The organism is Paracoccus lutimaris (genome assembly GCF_003337565.1).
GTDB classification, from domain to species: Bacteria; Pseudomonadota; Alphaproteobacteria; order Rhodobacterales; family Rhodobacteraceae; genus Paracoccus; species Paracoccus lutimaris.
The window spans coordinates 122,385-137,163 of the sequence record NZ_QPJL01000002.1 but is presented as its reverse complement, the minus strand read 5'-3'; the positions used below and the strand labels follow the sequence as shown (position 1 = coordinate 137,163).

Here is a 14,779-nt window from a genome sequence, read left to right as displayed (position 1 = left end):
CCAAATGAGGGTATGGCCGGGCAAGAACGCCCCGCTGGAAAAAGCCCGCGGCACGGCGGTCCTGCCGTCCGATGCCCCGGGCAAAGGAAAGGACGGAGCAACATGCGCTACCAGATCAGCGGTAAACAGATCGATGTCGGCGAGGCCCTTACGACTCACGTCAAGACCGAGCTGGGCGAGACCATCGACAAGTATTCGCAGCGTCCCACCGACGCGACGGTCATCTTTTCCCGCAACGCGCATGAATTCATCTGCGATGCCGTCGTGCATCTGTCCACCGGCCTGAATGTGCAGGCCAAGGGCGCCTCGACCGAGGTCTATGCCGCATTCGAGCAGTGCAAGGAGCGTATGGACAAGCAGCTGCGCCGCTACAAGCGCCGGTTGAAAGATCATCACAAGGACCGCGCCGAGCCGGTTGCCTTCGAACAGGCGGGCATGTATGTGCTGGCCGCTGACGAGGATGAATGGGAAGCGCAGGAGGACGGCCTGCAGCCCATGATCATCGCCGAGATGGAAACCCGCGTTCCTACCCTGTCCGTGGGCGATGCGGTGATGCAGATGGAGCTGGCCGGCACGCCGCTGCTGGTCTTCCGTAACGAGAAGCACGGGGGCGTGAATGTGGTCCACCGCCGCGACGACGGCAACGTGGGCTGGATCGATCCCCGCAACATGGGCTAGACTGACCAGAAGGCAGTCCAGTAGAACCAAGGTCCCGGCTGCGAAATCCGCAACCGGGACGAGGATGATTTCAGGCGATATGCAGATCAGCGACATTCTCTCTCCGGCCGCCGTGCGGACGATGAGCCAGATCACCAGCAAGAAACGACTGTTTCAGGAGATCGCCGAGCAGGCGCGCGCCATCTATGGCGTCGATGCCGCGCAGACGCTGGATGCCTTGCAAGAGCGTGAGACGCTGGGCCCGACCGGCGTCGGACATGGCGTGGCGCTGCCGCATGCGCGGCTGCACGGGCTGGACCGAGTGGTGGGGCTGTTCCTGCGGCTGGAAAAGCCCCTGGATTTCGACGCCGTGGACCGCCAGCCGGTGGACCTGATCTTTGGGCTGCTGGCGCCCAAGAATTCGGGCGTCGATCACCTCAAGGCGCTGGCGCTGGTCTCGCGCACGCTGCGCGATCAGGATCTGCGCGCCAAACTGCGCGCCAATGAGGATCCGGTGGCGCTGCATGCGATGCTGGCCGCCGCGCCGGGCATCAAGGCCGCTTAACGGGTTTCGGCCTGAGGGTTTTGAATCGGACCGATTCGGCCCTATATTGGTCCCTCACCCACCAAAGGAGGGCCAAGGATGAGCAAACACATCAGCGACCAGCCCCGCAGCCAGGCCCATCTGCGTCTGCGCGAATTCACCCGGCAGGAACGCGAATCCGGCACGCATCCGGCCATCGAGGCGCTGCGCAGCCGTCCGCAAAACCGCGACGGCGACAACCGCAAGACCGCAGAATATCTGCGGATCGATCGCGGCCAGCGGGCCTGACACCCGACCTGTGGCTTCGGCTATTCAGCTTATGTTCGGTTCGGGACGCTGAATCAGATCCCACAGGTTGCCGTAAATATCCTTGAAAACCGCGACAGTGCCGTAATCGGCACTGACGGGTTCGCGTATGATCCTGACGTCATGACTGCGCAGCCGCGTCAGGTCAGCATCAAGATCATCCGTTTCCAGAAACAGAAAAACGCGGCCTCCGGTCTGGTTACCGATGGCCGCGCGCTGAATGTCATTCGATGCCCGGGCCAGCAGGATCGAGGCGCCGCCGCCCGAAGGCTGAACCAGAACCCAGCGTTTGTCCTGTTCCGGCTGATGGATATCCTCCAGCAGCCGGAAGCCCATAATATCGACGTAAAAGCGGATCGCCTCGTTGTAATCGCGCACGACCAGCGCGATATGGGCAAGGCGATGGCTCACTAGGCGCGGACCAGCTGCTCGTAATCCTCGGCCACCTTGCGGGTCACCGGACCGACCTGGAAATGCCAGTCACCGATCTGCCCGACCGGGGTAACCTCGGCGGCGGTGCCGGTCAGCCAGCATTCCTGGAAATCGTCCAGCTCTTCGGGCTTGATGCGGCGTTCGTGTACGGCGACGCCATTGTCCTTCAGCATCTGGATGACGGTCTGGCGGGTGATGCCGTTCAGGAAACGGTCGGCCAGCGGCGTATGCACCTCGCCATCCTTGACGAAGAAGATGTTGGCGCCCGTGGCCTCGGCGACGTAGCCCTCCCAGTCCATGAACAGCGCGTCCGAACAGCCCTTGGCCTCGGCGGCGTGCTTGGACATGGTGCAGATCATGTAAAGACCGGCGGCCTTGGCGGCGGTGGGGATGGTTTCCGGGCTGGGGCGCTTCCACTTGGCGATGTCCAGTTTCGCGCCCTGCCATTTGGCGTCGCCGTAATAGCTGCCCCATTCCCAGGCGGCGACCGCCATGCGCACCGGGTTCCGGCGCGCCGAGACGCCCATGTCGTCGCCCGAGCCGCGCCACATCACCGCGCGGACATAGGCGTCCTTGAAGCCATTGGCGTTCAGCACCTCTTCCTTGGCGCGGTCGATTTCCTCGGCGGTATAGGGCGAGGTCATGTCCAGCAGCCGCGCCGATTCGATCAGACGCAGCGAATGTTCATGGCCCTTGAAGATCTTGCCGCTATAGCAGCGCTCGCCCTCGAAGACCGAACTTGCGTAATGCAGGGCGTGGGTCAGGATGTGAACATTCGCCTCGCGCCAGTCCACAAGCTTGCCATCCATCCAGATCTTGCCGTCACGATCGTCATATGCGCCTGCCATCTTTCCCTCCGGCCGGTAGTGTTTCGGAATGTTGCGCTGTCTGGCCATGTCTGGCAAAGAAAGTTGCGCAACTTGGGGTCACGGCTATCCATTCATGGTTGGAAAGTCAACAAGCCTGACGTAATAATAGCCATGCAACAAGGGGATGGCATGCAACAAAAGGTAGGCGTTGTCGCGGCAGGGGGCGAGAACCTGCTGTTTTTGACCGATGATCAGCTTCGCCGCGGGATCGAGGCGATGTTTTTTGCCTATCGCGCTTTCACGGCCGATCCGGACCTGATTCTGGCCGATATGGACTATGGCCGCGCCCATCACCGGGCGATCCATTTCGTCCATCGCGAGCCGGGACTGACGGTGACGGCGCTTCTGGATGTGCTGGGGGTGACCAAGCAGTCGCTGAACCGGGTGCTGCGCACGCTGATCGAGGACGGGCTGATCGAAAGCCGCATCGGCCGCCGCGACCGGCGCGAGCGTCAGCTTTACCTGACCGACAAGGGCGCGGCGCTGGAGCGCCGGCTGTCAGAGACCCAGCGCGCCCGCATGCGCGCCGCCTATCGTGCCGCCGGGCCGCAGGCGGTGGCGGGGTTCCGCCAGGTGCTTGAGGCGATGATGGATCGCGACACATTGCGCCAGTACCGCGCGCTGAAGGACCTGACCGAAACGCCATGACCCAGCCCGACCCGCAACCCGCGGCCCATATTCTGGTCGTCGACGATGACGAGCGCATCCGGACGCTCTTGCGCCGGTTCCTGATGCGCAACGGTTTTCTGGTCACCGCCGCGCGTGACGCCGCCCATGCCCGGCGGCTGCTGGGGGGGCTGGATTTCGACCTGATCGTTCTGGACGTGATGATGCCGGGTGAGGACGGTTTTTCCCTGACCCGCGATCTGCGCAAGCGCATGGTGACACCGATCCTGCTCTTGACCGCCAAGGGCGAAACCGGCGACCGGATCGAGGGTCTGGAAAGCGGCGCCGATGACTACCTGCCCAAACCCTTCGAGCCGCGCGAGCTGCTTTTGCGCATCGCCGCGATCCTGCGCCGCGTCCCGGCAGCCGAGGCCAGGGGGCCGAAATTCCTGTCGCTGGGCCATCTGCGTTATGACGCCGACAAAGGTGAGCTGTGGCAGGGCGAGATTCCCCTGCGCCTGACCGGGACCGAACAGGCTCTGCTCAAGCGTCTGGCCGACACGCCGCGCCAGCCGGTCAGCCGCATCGAGTTGATCGAGGATCTGGGCCGCAACCCCGGCGACGAGATCGGCGAGAACTCGGAACGCGCCATCGACGTGCAGATCACCCGGCTGCGCCGCAAGATCGAGCGCGATCCGAAAGAGCCGCGCTATCTGCAGACCGTGCGTGGCACCGGCTATATGCTCGTCCCCGACTGATCCGCGAAATCTGCCGCATTCCACCCAGCCGCCCGCTTGGCGAATGGATATTTGAATGAAGAAGAAGGCCCCTGTTCTTTCTTCTTCACTCAAATATCCATGGCGGCGCTGCCGCAATCCCAAGGCATGAGAAAGGGGCCCGAAGGCCCCCTCATGTCATCTCAGGTCAATGCGCCGTGGCAATGCTTGAACTTCTTGCCCGAGCCGCAGGGGCAGGGGTCGTTGCGCGAGGGATTGCCCCAGGTGGTGGGGTCGGTCTCGTCAAAGCCCGCGACGCGGCCCGAGACCTCGCCGCCCTCGGCCTCTTCGTGTTCGGGATGCATCTGCGCCTCGGTCGCGGCCTGCTGCTGCTGGTATTCGCGCAGCATCTGTTCGCGCTCGGCATCGGTCAGCGGACGGATGCGCCCCAGTTGCTGGGTCACGTCGAAACGCAGCCCGTCCAGCATGGTCTCGAAGAGCTGGAAGGCTTCGGTCTTGTATTCCGACAGCGGGTCGCGCTGCGCATAGCCGCGAAAGCCCACGACCGAACGCAGATGCTCGAGCGTCACCAGATGTTCGCGCCATTTGCTGTCGATCTGCTGCAGCAGGACCTGCTTTTCGATCTGGCGCATGTTCTCGGGACCGAACTGCTCGGTCTTTTGCGCCATATAGGCCTCGGTCGCCTGCTGGATGCGCTCGCGCACCACGTCCTGATCGACGCCGTCCTCGGCCGCCCATTCGGCGATGGGCAGGTCCATGTTCAGCCGCTCGATCACCGCGTCATGCAGGCCCTTGGTGTTCCACTGCTCGGCATAGGCGCGGGGCGGCATATGAGTGTCGACCAGATCGTCGATGACCTGCTCGCGCATATCGGCGGCGATTTCCTCGACCTCTTCGGTATGCATGATTTCCAGACGCTGGCTGAAGATCGCCTTGCGCTGGTCGTTCATCACATCGTCGAATTTCAGCAATTGCTTGCGGATGTCGAAGTTGCGCCCCTCGACCTTGGCCTGGGCACGTTCCAAGGACTTGTTGACCCAGGGGTGAACGATGGCCTCGCCATCCTTCATGCCCAGCGTCGACAGCACCTTGTCCAGACGCTCCGATCCGAAGATGCGCATCAGGTCGTCTTCCAGCGACAGGAAGAAGAGCGAGCGCCCGGGGTCGCCCTGACGGCCCGAGCGGCCGCGCAGCTGGTTGTCGATGCGCCGCGATTCGTGGCGTTCGGTGGCCAGAACGAACAGACCGCCCGCATCCAGAACCGCCTGCTTTTCGTCGGTATGGCTGGCCTCGATCCGGGCGCGCAGCTCGTCGGGATGGGCGTCGGGATCGGCGGCAAGTGCCTCCATCACCTTCATCTCGACATTGCCGCCCAGCTGGATGTCGGTGCCGCGACCGGCCATGTTGGTGGCGATGGTCACCGCGCCCAGCTTGCCGGCATCGGCCACGATCTGGGCCTCGGCCTCGTGCTGTCGGGCGTTCAGGACGTTATGGGGTATGCCGGCCTGGGTCAGCATCTGCGACAGCATCTCGGATTTCTCGATCGAGGTGGTGCCGACCAGCATCGGCTGGCCCTTGGCATTGGCCTCGCGGATCGCCTCGACCACGGCGGTGTATTTCTCGGCCGCGGTGCGATAGACGCGGTCATGCTCGTCGATGCGCTGGACGGGACGGTTCGTCGGCACCTCGACCACGCCGAGCTTGTAGATCTCGGCGAATTCGTCGGCCTCGGTGGCGGCGGTGCCGGTCATGCCCGACAGCTTGCCGTAAAGGCGGAAATAATTCTGGAAGGTAACCGAGGCCAGCGTCACGTTCTCGGGCTGGATATCGACGCCCTCTTTCGCCTCGATGGCCTGATGCAACCCGTCGGAGAGGCGGCGGCCCTTCATCATCCGGCCGGTGAATTCGTCGATCAGCACCACCTCGCCGTCGCGCACGATATATTGCTGATCGCGGTTGAACAGCTTGTGGGCGCGCATCGCCTGATTGGCGTGATGGACGATGGTGGTGGATTCGGGGTCGTAAAGCGTCTGGCCCTCGGGCAGGACGCCCGCCGCCTGCAGGCGCTTTTCAAGATATTCGTTGCCTTCCTCGGTAAAGGTGGCGTTGCGGGCCTTTTCGTCCAGCTTGTAATGCGCGGGCGTCAGTTCGGGCATGAAGCCGTCCAGCGTGCGGTAAAGCTCGCTGCGGTCCTGGCTTGGCCCCGAGATGATCAGCGGCGTGCGCGCCTCGTCGATCAGGATGCTGTCCACCTCGTCGACGATGGCGAAGAAATGACCGCGCTGGGTCATCTGCTCGATCGAGCCCTTCATGTTGTCGCGCAGATAGTCGAAGCCCAGCTCGTTGTTTGTCGCATAGGTCACGTCGGCCTGATAGGCGGCGCGCTTTTCCGCGTCCTCCTGGAACGGATAGACGACGCCCGTGGTCATGCCCAGTTGCGCAAAGACCTTGCCCATCCAATGCGCGTCGCGCTTGGCCAGATAGTCGTTCACGGTGACGATATGGACGCCCTTGCCGGCCAGCGCATTCAGATAGGCCGGGAAGGTCGCGACCAGCGTCTTGCCCTCGCCGGTCTTCATCTCGGCGATATTGCCCTGATGCAGGAAGATGCCGCCCATCAGCTGCGTGTCAAAGGCGCGCAGGCCAAGGGCGCGGCGGGCACCTTCGCGGCAGTTGGCGAAGGCTTCGGGCAGAAGCGTGTCCAGATCCTCGCCCGACTGGGCGCGGCCCTGCAATTCGCGGGTCTTGCCGATCAGATCCGCGTCGGACAGGGCGCGGAATTTCTCCTCCAGCGCATTGACCTGGGCCACCAGCGGGCGGACCGATTTTACCTTGCGGTCGTTGGGAGTTCCAAAGACCTTTCGTGCCAAAGTTCCGATGCCGAGCATATCTGCCTTCAAAATCGCGTATCTGGGGGTGCGCGGGACGTTCCGCCCACTTGCCGCCACCATTCGCCATGCCCTATCAGTTGGGCCGGAAAAACGGCGACGGGCGCGCATTATCGGTTGCGCCGGATGTATGCCCCGCATGCCGTACTGTCAACGCTTGCGGGCGTTCACCTCTGCGTGGACGCACCGTCCCATGAAAGGGAAAACCATGCTGAAACCGCTTCTTGCCGCCTCGGCCCTGTTTGCCGGTCATCTTGTCGCGCTTCCGGCCATGGCGCAGGACGCGGACACGGTCGTGGCCACCGTCAATGGCGAGACGATCACGCTGGGCCAGATGATCGTCATGCGCCAAGGCTTGGGGGCGGATGCGACCCAGAACCTGCCCGACACCGCGCTGTGGGACCTGATGCTGGACCAGATGATCCGCCAGACCGCCGTGGCCCAGGGCGCCGGCAAAGAGCTGAGCCAGCGCGACGCCGCCGCGCTGGAGATCGAGCGCCGTTCGTATCTGGCGGGATCGGTGCTGGAAAAGGTCGCCGCGACCGAACCGAGCGAGGCCGATCTGCGCGCCGCCTATGATCAGGCCTTTGGCAGCGCAACTCCGGTCATTGAATATAATGCCGCGCATATTCTGGTGAAAACCAAGGACGAAGCCGACGCCATCGCCAAGCAACTGGCCGAGGGCGCCGATTTCGGCCAGCTTGCGGCCGAGAAATCCACCGACAATTCCGGCCCGAACAAGGGCGATCTTGGCTGGTTCCAGGCCGAGCAGATGGTCGCCCCCTTTGCCGATGCGGTGAAGGCTTTGGAAAAGGGCAAGGTTTCCGCCCCGGTCGAGACGCAGTTCGGCTGGCATGTCATCAAGCTGATCGACTCGCGCGAGATGACGCCGCCGAATTTCGACGAGATCAAGGCCGAGCTGGCCGTGCAGGTCCGCCGCGACAAGGTCCAGGCCGAGATCGAGAAGCGCGTGGCCGCCTCGAAGGTCGAAAAGACCGAAGGGCTTAGCCCCGATCTGCTGAATAAGACCGAGCTGCTGGGAGAGTAAGCAAGATGGCAAAGTCCGACGACAAGAAAGCCAAGCCTTCCGATGCTGAAAAGCTGAAGGTGCTGAAGAAAAAGCTGAAAAAGCTGAAAGCCACGGTCAAGCAGGCGGCCGCCGGGCTTGAGACCCGCGCCGGATCTGCGGCCGAGTCCGCGGTTGCCGCGATCAGGGCGGCCAAGCCGAACAAGCTGGTCTCGCCGCTGGCGCCGGCGCGCTTTCCCGACCTGCCGGTAATCGAAGGCGCCGAATTCGCCTCGGGCGCGGCGGGGATCAAGTATCAGGGCCGCACCGACGTGATGCTGGTGCGGCTGGCGCCCGGGACCGCGATCGCGGGGGCCTTCACGCGTTCGTCCACGCGGGCGGCCTGCGTGCTGGACTGTCAGGCCAAGCTGGCCGGCAAGCCCGATGCGGCGGCGGGTGCGGCGATCATCGTGAATTCCGGCAATGCCAATGCCTTTACCGGCAAGGGCGGGCAAGAGGCGGTGGACAGCGTCACCGGCGGCGTCGCCAAGGCGCTTGGTCTGCCGCGCGAGCGGGTGTTTTCGTCCTCGACCGGCGTGATCGGAGAGCCGCTGCCCGCGCAGCGGATCACCGCGATCATCGGCGATCTGGCGGCCAAGCTGGACCCGGCCGGTGCGCCGGGCGCGGCGCGGGCGATCATGACCACCGATACCTTTGCCAAGGGTTCTGCCGCCAGTTTTCAGGGCGAAGGCGGCACCATCAATATCGTCGGCATCGCCAAGGGCTCGGGCATGATCGCGCCGGATATGGCGACGATGCTGGTCTATATCTTCACCGACGCGCAGATCGCGCCCGCCATGCTGCAGCGCATGCTGTCGGCGCGGGTCGATGAGACCTTCAACGCCATCACCGTGGACAGCGACACCTCGACCTCGGATGCGCTGATCCTTGCGGCGACGGGCAAGTCCAAGGCCGCGCCGATCACCGATCTGCGCTCGGTCCCGGCGCGGGCCTTTGGCAAGGCGCTGACGCAGGTCATGCGCGATCTGGCCCAGCAGGTGGTCCGTGACGGCGAGGGTGCGACCAAGTTCGTCGAGGTGCAGGTGACGGGTGCAGCCGACACCGCTGACGCGCACAAGGTCGCCATGGCCATCGCCAATTCGCCGCTGGTCAAGACCGCCATCGCCGGCGAGGACGCCAATTGGGGCCGCGTCGTCGCCGCCGTCGGCAAATCCGGCGCCGCCGCCGACCGCGACAAACTGACCATCCGTTTCGGCGACATGGTCCTGGCCGAAAACGGCTGGCGCGCGCCCAGCTACGACGAGGAAAAGGCCAGCGCCTACATGAAACGCGCCGAGCTGGTGATCGGCGTCGATCTGGGGCTGGGCAAGGGCAAGCGCACGGTCTGGACCTGCGATCTGACCCATCGCTATATCGACATCAACGCCGATTACCGCTCATGAAGATCGTGCTTGTCGCGGCCGTCGCCCTGATCGACAAGGACGGCCGTGTCCTTCTGGCGCAGCGCCCCGAGGGGAAATCCCTCGCGGGCCTGTGGGAATTTCCGGGCGGCAAGGTCGAGCCGGGCGAATCGCCCGAAACCGCGCTGATCCGCGAATTGCACGAAGAGCTGGGGATCGAAACCTGGTCCTCGTGCCTCGCGCCCCTGACATTCGCCAGCCACGCCTATGATGATTTCCACCTGCTGATGCCGCTTTTCGCCTGTCGCCGCTGGCAGGGCATCCCGCATCCGCATGAAGGGCAGAAGCTGGCATGGGTGCGGGCGGCGGATCTTGGCGACTATCCGATGCCGCCAGCGGATATCCCGCTGATTCCCGTCCTGCGCGACTGGCTATAGTGTCAACCGCGCAACAGGTCAGGCCGTCTATACATTTAGGCTGATTTTTGAGCAAAGTTAGTTAACTTTTCATATTTTTGCGGCAAATCTGAGATTGTGAAAAGAGGGGAGATCTGGACATGATTCGCACGATTACCATCGGCAGCTGCATTTCGGTCCAAGGCGTGTTCGAGCGTCAGCAGGCCAACGGGAACATCGTTGTCCGCGTGGGCGGCAAGACCTATGAGGGCAAGCCCGTCGCGGTTGCCTGACGAAATCAGGGCTGTCACGGTTTCAACGGGGCCCCTCGGGGGGCCCCGTTTACGTTCGGGGGGATCGGCTGCCTTGCGGCACTGAGGCGGCCTTGATCCTCAGAGAAAGGCGCGCGCGTTCTGCTCAAGCGTGGTGCTGAGGGCAATATATGGGGCAGGGCCAAGGCTGATGCGCGCGACACCAAGCTGGGCCAGTTCCCGAACCTGCGCCGGATCGCCCGACACCATCACATTGACGGGCAGCGTGACCGCGTCGCAGATCTGCCGGATCAGTGCCCTGTCCTTCAGCTCCGGCACAAAGAACCCATCCGCCCCCGCCGCCGCATAGGCCGCCGCGCGCGCAATGGCCTCTTCGACAAGGGACGCGTGATCGACCTCGGGGCCTGCCTTCAGGAACAGGTCCGTCCGGGCATTGATAAAGACCTGACGCTCCAGCTCATCGGCAGTCAGTCGCACCGCGCGCAGCCGCGCCACCTGATCCTCGATGCTGTAAAGGCCGGGGCCGCTCACCACCTGGTCCTCGAAGTTCAGCCCGACGACGCCAAGCGCCAGAAGGCGGCGTATATTCACCGATACCGCCGTCGGTCCAGAGGCATATCCCCCCTCGAAATCCATGGTGACCGGCAGGTCGGTGCGGGCCAGGATGCGCGCAACGACGGCCAGCGCGTCATCCAGCGGCATTTCCTCGCCATCCGCATAGCCTTGGGCGGCGGCAACGGACCAACTGCCGGTCGCGATGGCCTTTGCTCCGGCCCGCGCGACGGCGACCGCGCTGCCGGCATCCCAGATATTGTAGAGGACAAGCGGATCGCCCGGCACATGCAGGCTTTGGAAGGTCTGGGCCTTGGTCTGTAAGGTCATGCGGTCTCTCCTCGGTTACTCGTTCTAAGCTGTCTTTCGATCTCGATCAGCCGCTGCTTGCGCCACAGCCCGCCGTCATAATCCATCAAGGACCCGTCCGTGCCGATGACACGATGGCACGGGATGATCAGCGCGATCTGGTTGGCCCCATTCGCCCGCGCCACCGCGCGCGTGGCCGAGGGGCGGCCGATCCGGCGTGCGATGTCGTCATAGCTGCGGGTCTCGCCGACAGGGATTTCACGCAGCGCCTGCCAGACCTGCCGTGTGAATGCGTCGCCGGTCAGCGCCAGCGGCGTCGTGAACCTGGCCGAGCGGGCGGCGAAATAATCGCCAAGCTCGGAGGCAGCCTGTTCCGAGGGGGGCATCGCGCCGATCCCCAGCCCCTCCCGCGATCCGGCCTGCAACCGCTTCAGCTCGGCGGGCAGGCCCTTGCGATCGACGAATTCCAGCAAATGCAGGTGGCTGCGGCTGCTGATCGCGATCATGTCGCCCAAGGGTGTCGGTATCCACGTCGCCCGCAGCGGCCTGTCCGCGACAAGCGCCGCCGGCGCGCAACCCAGAAGGCGCGCGAAGGCGGCGCGAAAGGCGCTGGCGGAATCGAAACTTGCCTCATACTGGGCGGTGATGACCTTTCCGCCCGAGGCCAGCGTCGCGAAACCTTCGCGGATGCGGCGCTGCCGCGCCATTTCCAGAAATGTCATGCCGAACTGGCGCTTGAAACTGCGCCGGACGGTCGAGGGGTCATAGCCCATCTGTTCGATATGCTGCTCGGACCAGCGCAGATCGGGGCGTTCGTTCAGAGCATTCAGGAATGTGGCAATCGCGGGATCCGCCAGTGCCGCCGCCCGAAGCGGGTGGCAGCGCTTGCAGGCCCGGAATCCCGCCTCGATACATTCGCCGATGGTGGCATAGAAGGCGCAGTTTTCCAGCTTTGGCTTGCGGGCGGGACAGGTCAGCCGACAGAAGATGCCGGTCGATGCCACGCAGACATAGGCTTGCCCGTCATAGCGGGCGTCGCGGGCAAGCAAGGCGGCGTAAAGCGCGGCATGGTCAGGAAGATCGAACAACATAACCGTCTTTTACCCGGATTTGCGCCCGGGCATCGCCGTTTTTCGGGCGTTTACTCCGTAAATTTTGGCCATGGACCCCGCAACGAAAAAGGGCGGACCTTGCGGCCCGCCCCCTGTCCCGATCCTGACGCGGCTTACAGCTGGCGCTGCACTTCCTCGCGTTCAAAGATCTCGATGACGTCGCCCTTGCGGATGTCGTCGTAGTTTTCAAAGGCCATGCCGCATTCCTGACCGGACTGCACTTCCTTGACCTCGTCCTTGAAGCGCTTGAGGGTCTTCAGCGTGCCTTCGTGGATCACCACGTTGTCGCGCAGCAGGCGGACGCCGGCGGAGCGACGGGCCACGCCCTCGGTGACCAGACAGCCGGCGACATTGCCGATGCCCGAGACACGGAAGACTTCCTTGATCTCGGCATAGCCGATGAAGTTTTCGCGCACTTCGGCCGAGAGCAGGCCCGAGGCCGCCGCTTTGATGTCATCCACCAGATCGTAGATGATCGAGTAATAGCGGATCTCGACACCCTTCTGGTTGGCGGCGTTCCGCGCCGGGGCATTGGCCCGGACGTTGAAGCCGATGACCGGCGCGCCCGAGGCCTCGGCCAGACCGATATCCGATTCGGTGATGGCGCCGACGCCGTAATGCAGCACGCGGACGCGCACCTCGTCGTTGCCGATCTTTTCCAGCGCCTGAACGATGGCCTCGGCCGAGCCCTGCACGTCGGCTTTGACCAGAACCGGCAGCTCGACCACGCTTTCGTCGGCTTTCGCCTTGGCCAGCATCTGGTCCAGCGTGATCGCGGCGCCGGCGGCGGCGCGTTTGTCCTTGGCGGCCTGAATGCGGTAATCGGCGATCTCGCGGGCCTGCGCCTCGGTCTCGACGACGTTCAGGACGTCACCGGCCTCGGGCGTGCCGTTCAGACCCAACACCTCGACCGGGACCGAGGGACCGGCCTCTTCGACGCGCTCACCCTGGTCGTTGATCAGCGCCCGGACCTTGCCCCACTGCTCGCCGACGACAAAGATGTCGCCGCGCTTGAGCGTGCCGTTCTGGACCAGAACGGTGGCGACGGGACCACGGCCCACATCCAGCTGGGCCTCGATCACCGCGCCCTGGGCGGGACGGTCGGGATTGGCTTTCAGTTCAAGGATTTCCGCCTGCAGCGCGATGGCTTCCAGAAGCTGATCCAGACCCTGGCCGGTCTTGGCCGAGATCTCGACATCCTGCACCTCGCCCGACATCGCCTCGACGACGACCTCGTGCTGCAACAGATCCGTGCGGACCTTTTGCGGATTGGCCGCCGGCTTGTCGATCTTGTTGATCGCCACGATCATCGGCACCTTGGCGGCCTTGGCGTGGTTGATCGCCTCGATGGTCTGCGGCATGACCGCGTCATCGGCGGCGACGACCAGCACCACGATATCGGTGACCTGCGCCCCACGGGCCCGCATCGACGTGAACGCGGCGTGGCCGGGCGTGTCGAGGAAGGTCAGCAGCGCACCGGATTCGGTCTGCACCTGATAGGCGCCGATATGCTGGGTGATGCCCCCGGCCTCGCCCGCAACGACATTCGCCTTGCGGATCGCGTCCAGAAGCGAGGTCTTGCCGTGGTCGACATGGCCCATGATGGTCACGACCGGCGGACGCGGCTGCAGATCCTCGGGCTTGTCCTCGACCTGGTCGATGACCTGTTCCACATCGGAATCCGAGACGCGGACGGCGCGATGGCCGAATTCGTCGATCACCAGTTCGGCGGTGTCGGCGTCGATGCCCTGATTCGCGGTCACCATCATGCCCATGCGCATCAGCGACTTGATGACGTCGGGGGTGCGCTCGGCCATGCGGTTCGCCAGTTCCGAGACCATGATGGTTTCGGGAAGCTGCACTTCGCGGACCTGCTTTTCGGGACGCTGGGCGCCGCCCATGGCTTTCTGCCGGGCCTTTTCCTGCTTGCGCTTCATCGCGGCAAGGCTGCGCTGGCGTCCGCCTTCGCCGTCAAGTGCCTGCGACAGGGACAGCTTGCCGGTGCGGCGGTTGTCGTCGCGGTTCTTGTTGCGGCTGTCGCGGTCGTCGGTCGAGGGGCCGCGGGTGTCGCGGTCGCGGTCGGTTTTGCGCGGCGCGGCGCTGACGCCCTTGGTCTCGGCGCGCGCGGCGGCGGCCTCGGCGGCGGCACGGTCGGCAGGCGAGGCGGGGCGTGCCTCGGGCGCGGGCTTGGCGCGGACCTCGGCCTTTTTCTTTTCACGCAGCTCGGCCTCGCGGGCGCGGCGCTCGTCTTCCTCGGCCTTCAGGCGCAGGGCTTCCTCGCGTTCGCGTTCCTCGCGCTCCTTCGCCTCGATCTCAAGGCGGCGGCGTTCGCGTTCTTCCTCGCGGGCCTTTTCCTCGGCCTCGCGCGCTGCGGCTTCCTCGACCTCGCGGGCCTTGGCGGCCTTCAGCGCGGCCAGACGCCGCTCCATCTCGGCATCCGAGATGCCGGCGGGGCGCTTGGACGGGTCGCCCGACACAACCGAGGACGAGCCGGCGCGTGCGCCACCCGCCGCTGCACCGGCCTTGCCGGGCACGACGACGCGCTTGCGCTTGGTCTCGACGACCACGTTATGGGTCCGGCCGTGGCTGAAGCTTTGCTTCACCTGGCCCGAACGGCCAGAGCCGCCGCCAAGACCCAGGGGTTTCTTTCCGTCGTTATCGCTCATCCGATCT

General features: G+C 64.5%; 15 protein-coding genes. 9 read left to right on the top strand and 6 right to left on the bottom strand.

Annotated elements, in window-relative coordinates; translation table 11 throughout:
* The first annotated feature begins 102 nt into the window (after positions 1 to 102).
* The 3 genes from hpf to DFP89_RS03170 all read left to right on the top strand — a co-directional run bounded on the left by hpf (position 103) and on the right by DFP89_RS03170 (position 1,489).
* Complete coding sequence (gene hpf, locus DFP89_RS03180; RefSeq protein WP_114347941.1) at positions 103 to 678, top strand: ribosome hibernation-promoting factor, HPF/YfiA family; 576 nt, start codon at positions 103 to 105, stop codon at positions 676 to 678.
* Between the two features lie 79 nt (positions 679 to 757).
* Complete coding sequence (locus tag DFP89_RS03175) at positions 758 to 1,222, top strand: PTS sugar transporter subunit IIA (RefSeq protein ID WP_114347940.1); 465 nt, start codon at positions 758 to 760, stop codon at positions 1,220 to 1,222.
* Positions 1,223 to 1,300: 78 nt separating this feature from the next.
* On the top strand, positions 1,301 to 1,489 hold the full coding sequence (locus DFP89_RS03170) for a hypothetical protein (RefSeq protein ID WP_114347939.1): 189 nt from the start codon (positions 1,301 to 1,303) through the stop codon (positions 1,487 to 1,489).
* Between the two features lie 24 nt (positions 1,490 to 1,513).
* On the opposite strand, the gene DFP89_RS03165 is transcribed toward DFP89_RS03170, so the two are convergent.
* Both DFP89_RS03165 and DFP89_RS03160 read right to left on the bottom strand, forming a co-directional pair.
* Positions 1,514 to 1,918, bottom strand: a complete 405-nt coding sequence (locus DFP89_RS03165; protein ID WP_114347938.1) for a VOC family protein — start codon at positions 1,916 to 1,918, stop codon at positions 1,514 to 1,516.
* On the bottom strand, positions 1,918 to 2,787 hold the full coding sequence (locus DFP89_RS03160) for a branched-chain amino acid aminotransferase (RefSeq protein WP_114347937.1): 870 nt from the start codon (positions 2,785 to 2,787) through the stop codon (positions 1,918 to 1,920). The genes DFP89_RS03165 and DFP89_RS03160 overlap by 1 nt, the downstream gene beginning before the upstream one ends.
* A gap of 150 nt (positions 2,788 to 2,937) precedes the next feature.
* Between DFP89_RS03160 and DFP89_RS03155 the strand changes: the two genes are divergently transcribed.
* Positions 2,938 to 3,456, top strand: a complete 519-nt coding sequence (locus DFP89_RS03155; RefSeq protein WP_114347936.1) for a MarR family winged helix-turn-helix transcriptional regulator — start codon at positions 2,938 to 2,940, stop codon at positions 3,454 to 3,456.
* Complete coding sequence (locus tag DFP89_RS03150; protein WP_114347935.1) at positions 3,453 to 4,172, top strand: response regulator; 720 nt, start codon at positions 3,453 to 3,455, stop codon at positions 4,170 to 4,172. The genes DFP89_RS03155 and DFP89_RS03150 overlap by 4 nt, the downstream gene beginning before the upstream one ends.
* Before the next feature lie 161 nt (positions 4,173 to 4,333).
* On the opposite strand, the gene secA is transcribed toward DFP89_RS03150, so the two are convergent.
* On the bottom strand, positions 4,334 to 7,039 hold the full coding sequence (gene secA / locus DFP89_RS03145; RefSeq protein ID WP_114347934.1) for a preprotein translocase subunit SecA: 2,706 nt from the start codon (positions 7,037 to 7,039) through the stop codon (positions 4,334 to 4,336).
* A gap of 208 nt (positions 7,040 to 7,247) precedes the next feature.
* On the opposite strand from secA, the gene DFP89_RS03140 reads away from it, so the two are divergent.
* The 4 genes from DFP89_RS03140 to DFP89_RS20975 all read left to right on the top strand — a co-directional run bounded on the left by DFP89_RS03140 (position 7,248) and on the right by DFP89_RS20975 (position 10,154).
* Positions 7,248 to 8,087: a peptidylprolyl isomerase gene (locus DFP89_RS03140; RefSeq protein ID WP_114347933.1), complete on the top strand. Its 840-nt coding sequence runs from the start codon at positions 7,248 to 7,250 to the stop codon at positions 8,085 to 8,087.
* Positions 8,088 to 8,092: 5 nt separating this feature from the next.
* Positions 8,093 to 9,508 carry a bifunctional glutamate N-acetyltransferase/amino-acid acetyltransferase ArgJ gene (argJ, locus tag DFP89_RS03135; RefSeq protein WP_114347932.1) on the top strand — a complete coding sequence of 472 codons (1,416 nt, stop codon included), beginning with the start codon at positions 8,093 to 8,095 and terminating at the stop codon, positions 9,506 to 9,508.
* Entirely contained in the window at positions 9,505 to 9,903 is a 399-nt protein-coding gene (locus DFP89_RS03130) for a (deoxy)nucleoside triphosphate pyrophosphohydrolase (protein ID WP_114347931.1), read from the top strand. Before argJ ends, DFP89_RS03130 begins: the two co-directional genes overlap by 4 nt.
* Positions 9,904 to 10,022: 119 nt before the next feature.
* Positions 10,023 to 10,154 (top strand): hypothetical protein, encoded by a 132-nt coding sequence (locus DFP89_RS20975; protein ID WP_281271188.1) that lies wholly within the window; start codon positions 10,023 to 10,025, stop codon positions 10,152 to 10,154.
* Between the two features lie 99 nt (positions 10,155 to 10,253).
* On the opposite strand, the gene DFP89_RS03125 is transcribed toward DFP89_RS20975, so the two are convergent.
* The 3 genes from DFP89_RS03125 to infB form a co-directional block, all read right to left on the bottom strand.
* On the bottom strand, positions 10,254 to 11,015 hold the full coding sequence (locus tag DFP89_RS03125; protein WP_114347930.1) for an isocitrate lyase/PEP mutase family protein: 762 nt from the start codon (positions 11,013 to 11,015) through the stop codon (positions 10,254 to 10,256).
* A complete protein-coding gene (locus tag DFP89_RS03120) occupies positions 11,012 to 12,085 on the bottom strand; it encodes a bifunctional transcriptional activator/DNA repair enzyme AdaA (RefSeq protein WP_114347929.1) in 1,074 nt (357 codons plus the stop codon). Before DFP89_RS03120 ends, DFP89_RS03125 begins: the two co-directional genes overlap by 4 nt.
* 134 nt (positions 12,086 to 12,219) lie before the next feature.
* A complete protein-coding gene (infB, locus tag DFP89_RS03115; protein WP_114347928.1) occupies positions 12,220 to 14,772 on the bottom strand; it encodes a translation initiation factor IF-2 in 2,553 nt (850 codons plus the stop codon).
* Positions 14,773 to 14,779 lie beyond the last annotated feature (7 nt).

Bases quoted from the DNA above. Each gene is read 5' to 3' on its own strand.
- DFP89_RS03120 (WP_114347929.1), bottom strand. From the start codon at position 12,085: ATGTTGTTCGATCTTCCTGACCATGCCGCGCTTTACGCCGCCTTGCTT.
- DFP89_RS03155 (WP_114347936.1), top strand. From the start codon at position 2,938: ATGCAACAAAAGGTAGGCGTTGTCGCGGCAGGGGGCGAGAACCTGCTG.
- DFP89_RS03125 (WP_114347930.1), bottom strand. From the start codon at position 11,015: ATGACCTTACAGACCAAGGCCCAGACCTTCCAAAGCCTGCATGTGCCG.
- DFP89_RS03150 (WP_114347935.1), top strand. From the start codon at position 3,453: ATGACCCAGCCCGACCCGCAACCCGCGGCCCATATTCTGGTCGTCGAC.
- secA (WP_114347934.1), bottom strand. From the start codon at position 7,039: ATGCTCGGCATCGGAACTTTGGCACGAAAGGTCTTTGGAACTCCCAAC.
- DFP89_RS03160 (WP_114347937.1), bottom strand. From the start codon at position 2,787: ATGGCAGGCGCATATGACGATCGTGACGGCAAGATCTGGATGGATGGC.
- DFP89_RS03175 (WP_114347940.1), top strand. From the start codon at position 758: ATGCAGATCAGCGACATTCTCTCTCCGGCCGCCGTGCGGACGATGAGC.
- DFP89_RS03140 (WP_114347933.1), top strand. From the start codon at position 7,248: ATGCTGAAACCGCTTCTTGCCGCCTCGGCCCTGTTTGCCGGTCATCTT.
- hpf (WP_114347941.1), top strand. From the start codon at position 103: ATGCGCTACCAGATCAGCGGTAAACAGATCGATGTCGGCGAGGCCCTT.
- DFP89_RS03130 (WP_114347931.1), top strand. From the start codon at position 9,505: ATGAAGATCGTGCTTGTCGCGGCCGTCGCCCTGATCGACAAGGACGGC.
- DFP89_RS03170 (WP_114347939.1), top strand. From the start codon at position 1,301: ATGAGCAAACACATCAGCGACCAGCCCCGCAGCCAGGCCCATCTGCGT.
- infB (WP_114347928.1), bottom strand. From the start codon at position 14,772: ATGAGCGATAACGACGGAAAGAAACCCCTGGGTCTTGGCGGCGGCTCT.
- argJ (WP_114347932.1), top strand. From the start codon at position 8,093: ATGGCAAAGTCCGACGACAAGAAAGCCAAGCCTTCCGATGCTGAAAAG.
- DFP89_RS20975 (WP_281271188.1), top strand. From the start codon at position 10,023: ATGATTCGCACGATTACCATCGGCAGCTGCATTTCGGTCCAAGGCGTG.